8 protein-coding genes and 1 pseudogene are annotated in these 11,252 nt (G+C 67.3%); 3 read left to right on the forward strand and 6 right to left on the reverse strand.

The genetic code is table 11. From position 1 onward, the window contains the following. Positions 1 to 10 precede the first annotated feature (10 nt). From sdhA to sdhC, 3 genes are read right to left on the reverse strand one after another with little or no spacing between them, the layout of a single operon-like run. On the reverse strand, positions 11 to 1,801 hold the full coding sequence (gene sdhA, locus LRF89_RS00485; protein ID WP_238636414.1) for a succinate dehydrogenase flavoprotein subunit: 1,791 nt from the start codon (positions 1,799 to 1,801) through the stop codon (positions 11 to 13). 7 nt (positions 1,802 to 1,808) lie between these two features. Then, positions 1,809 to 2,192 (reverse strand): succinate dehydrogenase, hydrophobic membrane anchor protein, encoded by a 384-nt coding sequence (sdhD, locus tag LRF89_RS00490; RefSeq protein ID WP_201167285.1) that lies wholly within the window; start codon positions 2,190 to 2,192, stop codon positions 1,809 to 1,811. A gap of 2 nt (positions 2,193 to 2,194) precedes the next feature. Continuing rightward, positions 2,195 to 2,584 carry a succinate dehydrogenase, cytochrome b556 subunit gene (sdhC, locus tag LRF89_RS00495; protein WP_201167287.1) on the reverse strand — a complete coding sequence of 130 codons (390 nt, stop codon included), beginning with the start codon at positions 2,582 to 2,584 and terminating at the stop codon, positions 2,195 to 2,197. 273 nt (positions 2,585 to 2,857) lie between these two features. On the opposite strand from sdhC, the gene ygfZ reads away from it, so the two are divergent. Next, a complete protein-coding gene (gene ygfZ, locus LRF89_RS00500; protein WP_201167290.1) occupies positions 2,858 to 3,823 on the forward strand; it encodes a CAF17-like 4Fe-4S cluster assembly/insertion protein YgfZ in 966 nt (321 codons plus the stop codon). Positions 3,824 to 3,832: 9 nt separating this feature from the next. On the opposite strand, the gene lysS is transcribed toward ygfZ, so the two are convergent. Both lysS and prfB read right to left on the reverse strand, forming a co-directional pair. Further along, a complete protein-coding gene (gene lysS / locus LRF89_RS00505) occupies positions 3,833 to 5,320 on the reverse strand; it encodes a lysine--tRNA ligase (RefSeq protein ID WP_238636415.1) in 1,488 nt (495 codons plus the stop codon). Between the two features lie 32 nt (positions 5,321 to 5,352). Then, positions 5,353 to 6,451, reverse strand: a protein-coding gene (gene prfB / locus LRF89_RS00510; protein WP_201242539.1) for a peptide chain release factor 2 whose coding sequence is annotated in 2 segments (ribosomal slippage) — positions 5,353 to 6,378 and positions 6,380 to 6,451 — 1,098 coding nt in all. Because the reading frame shifts where the segments join, the coding sequence is not laid out codon by codon here. Positions 6,452 to 6,608: 157 nt separating this feature from the next. Here prfB and LRF89_RS00515 point away from each other — a divergent pair. Both LRF89_RS00515 and LRF89_RS00520 read left to right on the forward strand, forming a co-directional pair. Beyond that, complete coding sequence (locus tag LRF89_RS00515) at positions 6,609 to 7,874, forward strand: adenosylhomocysteinase (RefSeq protein ID WP_201167299.1); 1,266 nt, start codon at positions 6,609 to 6,611, stop codon at positions 7,872 to 7,874. 102 nt (positions 7,875 to 7,976) lie between these two features. Beyond that, positions 7,977 to 8,438: pseudogene (locus LRF89_RS00520) on the forward strand (DUF2452 domain-containing protein); the annotation flags it as partial. Positions 8,439 to 8,568: 130 nt separating this feature from the next. Here the strand turns inward: LRF89_RS00520 and LRF89_RS00525 are convergent. Then, complete coding sequence (locus LRF89_RS00525; RefSeq protein ID WP_274522054.1) at positions 8,569 to 11,244, reverse strand: AMP-binding protein; 2,676 nt, start codon at positions 11,242 to 11,244, stop codon at positions 8,569 to 8,571. Positions 11,245 to 11,252 lie beyond the last annotated feature (8 nt).

Raw genomic sequence — 11,252 nt, forward strand, 5'->3', positions numbered from 1 at the left:
CCTGGAGTCTTTAGTACACCCGGGCCTTGGGAGGGATCGCCTCCACGTCGTCGCTCAGGGTATGGAGATGGACGGGGCGGTAGTCGATGTCCACCGTACCGTCACTGCGCAGCGTCGCCAGCGTGTGCTTGAGCCAGTTCTCGTCATCACGCTCCGAGTAGTCCTCCCGGGCGTGGGCACCGCGGCTCTCCAAGCGGTTGCGCGCCGAATGGATGGTGGTCACCGCGCTGCCAAGGAGGTTCTCCAGCTCCAGCGTCTCGATCAGATCCGAGTTCCAGATCAGCGAACGGTCGGTTACCCCGACGTCGGCGAAGCCCCGGAAGACATCGTCCATCCGGTTGCAGCCCTGCTCCAACACATCACCCGTGCGGAAGACCGCGGCGTAGTTCTGCATGGTGTTCTGCATCTCGGCCCGCAGTTGCGCCGTCGGCTTGCTGCCATTGGCCCGACGCAGCCGATCCAGCCTTTGCAGCGCCAGATCCGGCGCCCCCTCTGGCAGGGGTGCATGGGGTTTGCCGCGGCCGCCGATGACTTCGGCGGCACGGTGGGCGGCGGCTCGGCCGAAGACCACCAGATCAAGCAGCGAGTTCGACCCGAGCCGGTTGGCGCCGTGCACCGAGACGCAGGCAGCTTCGCCGATGGCCATAAGCCCCGGAACCACCGCATCGGGGTCACCACCCTTGAGATGAACCACCTCACCCATGTGGTTGGTCGGGATCCCGCCCATGTTGTAGTGGACCGTGGGCAGGACCGGGATCGGCTCCTTGGTCACATCGACACCGGCAAAGATCTGGGCCGACTCGGCAATACCTGGCAGCCGTTCATGGATCACCTCCGGCCCGAGATGCTCCAGATGCAGGTGGATATGGTCGCCGTGCTCGCCGACCCCCCGCCCCTCGCGGATCTCGATGGTCATCGAGCGGGAGACCACGTCGCGCGAGGCCAGATCCTTGGCGTTCGGGGCGTAACGTTCCATGAACCGCTCGCCCTGGGCGTTGGTCAAGTAACCGCCCTCGCCCCGCACTCCCTCGGTGATCAGGCAGCCCGCGCCATAGATCCCGGTCGGGTGGAACTGCACGAACTCCATGTCCTGGAGCGGCAGACCGGCACGCAGGACCATGCCGTTGCCATCCCCGGTGCAGGTGTGGGCCGAGGTGCAGGAGAAGTAGCTCCGCCCGTAGCCGCCAGTGGCCAGCACCACCTGATGGGCCCGGAAGATATGCACCGTGCCGGTCTCCATGTCGAGCGTGACCACGCCCCGGCAAACCCCGTTGTCCATCATCAGGTCGATGGCGAAGTGTTCGATGTAGAACTCCGCCTTGTGCTTGAGCGCCTGCTGGTAGAGCGTGTGCAGGATGGCATGCCCGGTTCGGTCCGCGGCCGCGCAGGTCCGCTGGGCCGTTCCCTCACCGAGGTGGGTGGTCATGCCGCCGAACGGGCGCTGATAGATCTTGCCGTCCTCGGTGCGCGAGAAGGGCACGCCGTAGTGCTCCAGCTCCACGATGGCCGGCACCGCCTCGCGGCACATGTATTCGATGGCGTCCTGGTCACCCAGCCAGTCCGACCCCTTGATGGTGTCGTACATATGCCAGCGCCAGTCGTCCTCGCCCATGTTGCCGAGCGCCGCCGAGACGCCGCCCTGGGCCGCCACGGTGTGGCTGCGCGTGGGGAACACCTTGGTGACACAGGCGGTGTTCAGCCCCTGTTCGGCCATGCCGAAGGTCGCCCGGAGCCCGGCCCCACCGGCACCGACAACGACGACATCGTACTGGTGTTCGACCGTCTTGATCGGTTCTGTCATCTGCGCCTCAGCCCCCCAGAACGATTTGGATGACCGCCAGGATCCCGGCGACGGCCACCAGGAAACATGCGAAGTAGACGGCGAGGTTGCCGAACCACTTCAGCCCCTCGAGGTGGACGTAGTCCTCGATGACCACCTGAACGCCGAGCGCCCCGTGATAGAACAACATGATGATCGCGGCGATCAGCAGCGTCGCGTTGAACGGGTTCGCCACCCACGCCCGGGCCGCCTCGAAATCGGCGCCGGCCTGCAGGGCCAGGCCGATCCCCAGCCACATCATCAGCGGAACCAGCACCACCGCGGTCAGGCGCTGATGCCACCAGTGGTGGAAGCCGTTCTTGGCCGAGCCGAGGCCGCGGGCCCGGGAGACGGCGGTCTCGTACTTACGCATGATCAAAACTCCCCTGCGTAGGCGATCACCCAGACCAGGGCGGTCAACAGGACGCTCGCGGCGAGCACCATGTAACCGCCGCGATAGACCGCCTTGAGCTCGAAGGCGCGCACGGTGTCCCAAACCAGGTGCCGAACGCCATTGCAAAGGTGGTAGGCCAGGCTGAACGTGATACCCAGCAGCACCAGCTGCCCGAACCAGTGGCCGAGCACCCGCGTCAGCAGTTCGTAGTATTCGGGTCCGGCGGCCAAGGCCATCACCCAGGCGACCAGCAGGACCGCAGCCATGGTGACGAACACCCCGGTGCCGCGGTGGAGCACCGAGAGCAGCGAGGTCAACTGCGGCCGGTAGATGGTCAGGTGCGGAGAGAGCGGACGATTCGGATTTCTCATGGATTTTTGCTCCGCTGAGCCGAGTCAGAACCTGCGGCGCACGATAAGAGTGAGGAAACGGGACGATAAGCTATATTGCGGACAATCGTAATGCAAGCATTAACAAATGGGAATACTGATGCTGACGGAAGATTAACATTCTGCCCCGGTCTAAGGCTGGCTGCCCCGGCGATGATCACCCACAATGAATACGATGTCAGTATACGGATCCCGCCCCTAGAGTGGCACGAGATGCAGCAAGCCGCCGATGCAGCAAGCCACCGAGGAGAGGTTATGCGAGAAGAGTTCCCGACCGTACCGGTAGATGCGCCCGAAGACGGCGCCGGTGCCTCTCAGCCGGAGTGCCTCGAGACCGGCACCGGCTACAGCGTGGTGGCGGTTACCGGCGAGGAAGCCGGGGATTTCTTGCAACGCATCCTGACCGCGGACATCCCGGCTGCAGACGACGCACGCAGCGTGCTGGCCGGGTTGTGCACGCCCAAGGGGCGGCTGCTTGCCCTGGCGCGAGTCATCCCCTGGGACGACGGCTACCGGCTCGTCCTCCCGGAGGACACCGCGGCCGAGACCGTCGCCCGGCTGCAGATGTATGTACTGCGCTCGAGGGTGACGGTGCACGCCCCCGACATGCAGTGGCGCCTGCTCCGGGCGGCCGGCCCGACCGCCCGGAGCCTGCTGGCCCGATGGAGTGAGCGCCCTATGCCAGAGGCCGAAGGCGTTGTGCGCAGCGGCGAGGTGGCGATCATCCGGCTACCCGGTGCGCCGGAGCGCTACTGGGTGGTCGGACCGGCGGCCCCGGTGGCCGCGGTAGAGGGCGTGCTTGCCGAACACCTGCCGCCGACCGACGAAGAGACCTGGCGGGCGTTGGAAATCCTTGCCGGACAGCCCGAGATCCGCGCCCCGGGCCGGGAACTGTTCATCCCGCAGATGGTGAATCTCGATCGCCTTGGTGGCGTGAGCTTCAGCAAGGGATGCTTCCCGGGGCAGGAGGTGGTGGCGCGGGCGCACTACCGCGGCAAGGTCAAGCAGCGCATGTTCCGCGCCCGGGGCACCGGAGATGCGCCGGCGGACGGCAGCGAGGTCCGTGATGCCGACAACCAGCTGGCCGGCCACGTCGTCTGCGCAGCGGGTGCGCCGCAGGGGTTCACGGCCCTCGTTTCGCTGCGCGAGGCACAGCTGGCCGGCCCCGCATCGCTGAGCGTGAACGGACAGCCGTTGCACCTCCGCGAGGCCGGCACCTGAACCGCCGCCCTACGACTCCGGGCGCATGGCGGGGAATAGAAGGACGTCGCGGATCGAATCGCAGTCAGCGAGCAGCATGACCAGGCGGTCGATCCCGATGCCCTCCCCGGCAGTCGGCGGCAGCCCGTACTCCAGGGCACGGATATAGTCGCCGTCGTAGTGCATCGCCTCCTGATCCCCGGCATCCCGCTCCGCCGCCTGGGCACGGAAGCGATCCGCTTGGTCCTCGGCGTCGTTAAGTTCCGAGAAACCGTTGGCGATCTCGCGACCACCGACGATCAACTCAAAACGCTCAGTGTAGAAGGGTTCGTCGTCCCGCGGGCGAGCCAAGGGGGATACCTCCTTGGGGTAATCGGTTACAAAGACCGGGCCGTGGAGCCGAGGCTCAGCCGTCTCCTCGAACAGGGCCGCCTGGATCCTGCCCAGCCCGTCGCCGGAGCTCACCTCGATCCCGCGCGCCTCGGCCGCCCGGGCCGCCTGCTCGCGATCCGCGAGTTCCTCGGCCGTGAGGTCAGGATTGCACCGAAGGACCGCCTCAATCAGAGAGATACGCTCGAATGTTGAAGTGAAATCATAAGTCTCGCCCTGCCAGGTTACCTGTCCGCTTCCGAGCGCCTGTTCAGCCAGATGCCGGAGCATTTCCTCGGTAAGGTCCATCAGGTCGTGGTAGTCGGCAAAGGCCTGATAGAACTCCAGCATGGTGAATTCCGGGTTGTGGCGGGTCGAAACCCCCTCGTTCCGGAAGTTTCGGTTGACTTCGTAGACACGCTCGAAGCCCCCCACGACGAGCCGCTTGAGGTAGAGCTCCGGCGCGATGCGCAGATAGAGATCCCGGCCGAGGGCGTTGTGGTGGGTCACGAAAGGTCGCGCCGCGGCTCCGCCGGGGATCGGCTGCATCATGGGTGTCTCCACCTCCATGAAACCGCGGCCATCCAGGAAACGGCGCAGGGCAGCGAGTACGCGGGTGCGCAGGGCAAAGACGCGCCGACTCTCCTGGTTGACGATTAGATCCAGGTAGCGCTGGCGATAGCGGATCTCGTGATCGGTCAGCCCGTGCCACTTCTCCGGCAGCGGCCGCAGCGATTTCGTTAGGAGCCGGACCTGATCGCAATGGATGGAAAGCTCCCCCTTGTTCGTCCGGAACACCGTCCCGGTCGCGCCGACGATATCGCCCACGTCCCAGCTCTTGAACGCGGCGTAGACCCCCTCGGGCAGGTCATCCCGGCGCAGATAGAGCTGGATCCGCCCCGAGCTGTCCTGGAGCTGCGCGAAGCTCGCCTTGCCCATGACCCGTTTGGCCATCATGCGCCCGCCGACCGTGACTCGAGCGCCCTCCTGCTCCAGGGCCTCCTCGTCCAGCGGGCCGTAGCGCTCGTGAAGGTCGGCGGCCAGCGCGTCACGGCGGAAATCGTTGGGGAAGGCTTGGCCCGCATCGCGCAGACCCTGCAGCTTCTCGCGGCGCTGGGCGATGAGCTTGTTCTCGTCGCTTTCGGACATCCGTTGACTCCGGGCAGTGTCAGGGGCGAGCGTCAGAGGCCGGCCTTGAGGCTCGCCTGTATGAACGGGTCGAGGTGGCCGTCGAGCACGGCCTGCGTGTTGCCGATCTCGATTCCCGTCCGCAGATCCTTGATCCGGGACTGATCGAGGACGTAGGAGCGGATCTGGTTCCCCCACCCGATATCGGACTTGGTCTCTTCCTGGGCTTCGGCCTCGGCACGGCGGCGCTGCATCTCCAGCTCGTAGAGTTTGGCGCGCAGCTGACTCATCGCCGTGGCACGGTTCTTGTGCTGCGATCGATCGTTCTGCGACTGCACCACGACGCCGGTGGGTTCGTGGGTGATGCGGACCGCCGACTCGGTGGTATTGACGTGCTGGCCACCTGCGCCGGAAGCGCGGAAGACGTCCACGCGCAGATCCGACGGGTCGATCTCGATATCGACATTCTCGTCGTCGATCTCCGGCGACACGAACACCGAGGAGAACGAGGTGTGGCGGCGACCGCCGGAGTCAAAGGGCGACTTGCGCACCAGACGGTGAACCCCGGTCTCCGTGCGCAGCCAGCCGAAGGCGTACTCGCCGGTAACCTTGATCGTGGCGCTCTTGACCCCCGCCTCCTGGCCGGCCGTCACCTCGATGACCTCGGTGTCGAAGCCGCGGGCCTCGGCCCAGCGCAGATACATCCGCAGCAGCATCTCGGCCCAGTCCTGGGCCTCCGTTCCGCCTGACCCCGCCTGGATATCGAGGAACGCATTGGACGCGTCCATCTCTCCGGAGAACATGCGTCGGAACTCCAGGGTCTCGATGTGCGTGGCGACGCGCTGGACATCCGCCTGGACCGCCTCAAGAGTTTCCTCGTCGCCCTCCTCCCGGGCCATGGCGACCATCTCGCCGGCGTCATCGAGCACCCCGCCGATCTCCTCGAGGGTGCTCAGGACGGACTGCAGCTGAGAGCGCTCGCGGCTCAGCCCCTGGGCCCGCTCCGGGTCGCTCCAGACGTCGGGGTTCTCCAGCTCACGCAGGACTTCCTCAAGCCGTTCGCGTTTGCCGGCTTCGTCAAAGATACCCCCTCAGGGCCTCGAAACGCCCTTGCAGGTCTTCGATTTGTTCAAGCAGCGGGTTGATCTCCATGAGCACCTCCGGATACTAAGGGCGCGAATCGTACTATATTCACCCGTCGTTCAGCAGCCTCGAACTTCAGCGCCGGCATCCAAGCCGTGCGCATCGACGGGTGTCTGCGCCGCCGCCGCGGCGCGCCATCCACCCGCTGATCAGGATTGAGGTTCCCATGACCACGACGACCAGTGCCGAGCCTGGCCATCAGAAGCTTGCCTGGGCCCGCGCCCATATGCCGGTCCACAAAGCCCTGCGCGAGCGCTACCGCGAGACGCGCCCCTTCGAAGGCCTATGCATCGCGGTCTGTTCCCACATCGAGGCGAAAACCGGCGTCTTTCTGGAGACACTCGCCGCAGCCGGCGCCGAAGTCGTATTCACCGGCAGTGAACCCGGTTCCAGCCAGGACGATGTGGTCGCGGCACTCAATGAGCAACCCGGGATCAGCGGCTACGCCCGGCGCGGTGTCAGCGAGGCGGAGCTGGCCCGGCTCCACGGCCGCGCCCTGGATCACCAGCCCAACCTGATCCTGGATGACGCCGCCGAACTCACCGCACGACTCGTTCACCAGCGCCCCGAGCTGCTGGACGGGCTGCGTGGGGTCTGCGAGCAGACCACCACCGGTGTGCAGCGGATCCAGGCCATGACGGCCGAGGGCGCTCTGCATTTCCCGGCTTACGCCGTCAACCACACACCGATGAAGCACGAGTTTGACAATATCCACGGCACCGGCGAGTCGGCACTAACCAACCTGATGCTGACAACCAACCTGCTGCTCGCCGGAAAGCAGGTCGTGATCTGCGGCTACGGTGACTGCGGCGTGGGGATCGCCCACAAGGCCCGCGCCTGGGGGGCGCAGGTGACGATCACGGAGGTCGAACCACGCCGGGCGCTACGTGCCCACATGAACGGTTTCGCCGTGCGCCCCATGGAGGAGGCCGCCGGCGTCGGTGATTTCTTCATCACCGCCACGGGCAACCGGGATGTCATCCGCGCCGAGCACGTTGCGCGCATGCGCGACGGCGCGATCCTGGCCAACGCCGGGCACTTCAACGTGGAGATCGACGCCGCGGGCTTGGCCCAGCAGGCCGAATCCCGCTATCCGGCGCGACCGGGTATCGAGGCCTTCCGCATGAGCGACGGCCGCGAGATCCACTTGGTCTGCGAAGGTCGCCTGGTGAACCTGGCCGCCCCGACGGCCATGGGTCACCCGGCCGAGGTCATGGACCAGACCTTCGCGATGCAATTCATGGCCGCGGACGACCTGTTGCGCCACCGCGACCAGCTCCGCGCCGGCGTGCATCCGGTTCCCGACGAGGTCGACGCCGAGGTGGCCCGCCTCAAGCTGGAAACGCTGGGGGTCGGCATCGACGCCCTGACCGACAGCCAGCGCCGGTTTCTCGAGGCTTGGCGGGCCGATGACATCCTTGAAGCGCCCTGAGCGCCACCCCATGCACCGGGCGGGCGGCGAAGCCTCGGCGGAGCGCCGCCCACCCCCCGGCTACTTGCCTGAGGCGAAAACGCGCACTAGGGTATACACGCTATGGCAGATTACAAACGCGACGACAATCCGGACCGTCACGAAGGGCACAGCCGGACTTCCCCCTATCCGGTCAGCCGGCTATCCGCGCCCATCGACCTTGTCGACACCGCCCGCGAGATCCAGGAGGCGGATCAGGCGATCAACAACCGCACCAGCTCAAAGCTGACGGTGATCGCGGATCAGATTCGCGCCCTCCAGGAGCAGGCACGGGAGGTGCTCGAGGAAAGTCAGCGTGACATGGACCTGCACCGGGCCAAGTGCAACTTCACCCGGCGCCCGGGCAGCATCTACCACCTCTACGAGCGCGAGGACGGCGAACTCTACTTCTCCATGCTCGCTCCCGAGGATTGGCGCAACGGCCCGCCCCATACCTACAAGGGGTCCTACCGCCTGGAAGCCGACCTCTCCTGGACACCATTCGACGAGATGGATCAGCCCGATGCCACCCGGGACATGGTGCAGCGCCTGATTGCCGATCACCGCAGCGGCGGGGGGGGGGGGGGCCCCCCCCCCCCCCCCCCCCCCCCCGCCCCCCCCCCCCCGGGGGGGCCCGCGCCCCCCCCCCGGCCCCCCGCCCTGTCTCCTTCGGGCGCTACTCCGCCTGCCCGGGCTCGGCCTGGCCGAGCCGGCGCACCCGCTGCTCGAGTGCCGCGGCGATGCGCAGCTCGGGCGTCTCTCCCTCGCCTTCGGCATCCAGCGTCTCCGCTGATACGGGCTCTCCGAGGCGGATCGTGATCCGCCCGGGCCTGAGCAGCCGGGTGCCGATGGGCATGACCCGATCGGTTCCCTCGATCCAGACCGGGATGGCCGGTACCGACTGCGCCTGGAGCAGAAGACCCACGCCCGGCTGAAACGCCTGCAGGCTGCCATCGGCCGAGCGCCGCCCCTCCGGGAACCAGACCAGCCCGTAGCCATCCCGTAGGGCTTTCGCACCGAGCGCCAGGCTGCCGCGTGGGCCGGTGTGCGGATCGATGGGCAGCACCAGGCAGGCCCGGCTGACCAGCCGCACCAGACGGTTGGAGAACAGCAGCCCGGTCCAACCACCCCAGCGCATGCGCACGATCCGGGCGTAGCGCATGATCGACCCCAGCGCCGGTGGATCCACGGCGCTCAGATGGTTGGGGACGAGCAAGACCGGGTCGCGCTCCGGCAGGTTCTCCAGGTCTTCCACGCGCACCGGCGCATAGGCCCGGAACAGAACCTGGTCGATGCCGTAGAAGATCGCCCCGAGCAGGCGCTCGAACCGCGTACGCGGCAGCATCCAGCGTAGTTGCTGGTCGCTGAGCATGGCCTCCGGGTCGCGCAGCTGTTCCACCAGGCCCGGCCCGCGGCTCTCATCGGGAGAGATCTCCGCGGCTTCGGCCGCCTCGCGCAGCAGGTCGCGGACGGTCTCGATCCGCCCCAAGGCCTCCTCCTCCAAGGCCACGCCGACGCTACCGCGTAGCTCCAGGGTCAGATCCACCCACCCCAGCGAGTCGAGCCCGAGGTCGAGACGCAGATTGCTGTCCGGGGTCAAGCGCACCCGCGGATAGCGGCGGACGAGCCCCTCCCAGACCCGGCGGGCAGTGGGGATCTGCAGCAGCTGCTGATCCTCCACCGCCATCCGCTCCTCGGGCATGGGACCGGTCTCGGCCGCCTTGGCGCCCTCGCCGAGCATTTCGAACAGCTCTCGCAGCTTGTGGCGGCGCAGCTTGCCCAGGCGCGTCCTGGGTAGCGGATCGGAGCTGACCCGATAGGTGCTGATCTGATGATGGCTCGGCAGGACCCCAGCCGCTTCGTGCAGGGCCTGGTTCAGCCGCTGGCGTACCTGCTCGTCGTCGAGATCCCGGACGGCCTGCGGGTCAGGGAACAGCACCGCCGCCAGGCGCCCCTCATGCTCGAGCACTCCGGCGTCGCGGACGGCCTCGGCAGCGGAGAGCGCGCCCTCGACCCGCTCTGGGTCGACATTCTCGCCGCCGGCGAGGACGATCATCTCGGAGGCTCGGCCCTCCAGGTGCAGGTACCCCTCCTCGTCGAACCAGCCCAGATCCCCGGTGCGGTAAAAGCCGTCCGGGGTGAACACCTCGGCACTCTTTTCAGGTAGGTGCCAGTACCCCTGGAAGACATTCTGGCCGCGAGCGAGCACCTCGCCGGTGCGCGCCCCCTCCTCGACAGGATCGATGCGCAGCTCCACACCCGGTAGCGGCAGGCCGGCCGCCTTCAGGCGCAGCCGATCCGGCGGGTTATAGGTCAGGATCGGCGAGGTCTCCGTGAGGCCGTAACCGGTCGCCACCTCCCAGCCCAGATCCCGCAGTCGCTCGCCGATCTCTGGATTCAGCGGGGCACCTCCGGCGACAACCATGCGCACCGAAGGGGCCATGCGCTGATGCAGGCTACGGAACAGGCGCCGACCCAAGGGCCAGCCCAACCGGTGACGTGCCGTCCGGGACAGCCGGAGCATGCCCTCGAACAGGCGCTCGGCGCGCGCCCCCCGCTCGGCGACGCGGCCGCGGATAGCACCATCAAGGGCCTCGTAGAGCCGTGGCACGCCGAGGATGATGGTGGCATCCCCCTCGCGCAGCGCGCGCACGATCTGCGGACCGAGGACTGAGTACGGCAGCACGATGCTCGCACCCAACGCCAGGGGGGTGATCAGCCCGAGCGTAAAGGGGTAGACATGGTGGTACGGAAGCGGGACGAAGATCCGGTCGTCCCTCTGGGCTAGCTCCTGGCCGAGAAGCGCATTGAGGTTGGCGGTGATGTTGCCGTGGGTCAGCGGCACCCCCTTGGGCATCCCGGTGGTCCCCGAGGTGTAGAACAGCGTGGCCGGATCCGCCGGGGTGATTTCCGGCGCCGCCGGGCCGTCTTCGCGCAACCAGTCCCGCCAGCTTCGTCCGCTCCCCGCCGGTTCGTCGAGACGGATCATCTCCAGCGACTGCTCGAGTTCCAACCCCTCAAGCCGGCGCGCCGCTTCGCCGCCGGTAAAGATCCGCCGCGCACCGCTGTCAGCGAGGGCGTGGGTGAGCTCCGCACGCGGCATCTGGGTATCCAGCGGCGTGACTACCGCGCCGGCATCGAGGATCGCCAGACAGGCAACCACCCATTCGGCGCTGTTCGGCGCGAACAGCGCCACCCGTTCGCCGCGGTCCACACCGGCCTCCACCAGCCCGGCGCTCAGCTGCTGAGCGAGCTCGGCCACGGCCTGGTAATCCCAGCGGTGAAGATCATCCCGATCCAGCGCCCGGACGGCATCACGCTGCCCGCCCTCCTTAAGCCGGCGCACCAGCATCTGAACGG

Source organism: Halorhodospira sp. 9621 (assembly GCF_022228055.1).
GTDB classification, from domain to species: Bacteria; Pseudomonadota; Gammaproteobacteria; order Nitrococcales; family Halorhodospiraceae; genus Halorhodospira; species Halorhodospira halophila_A.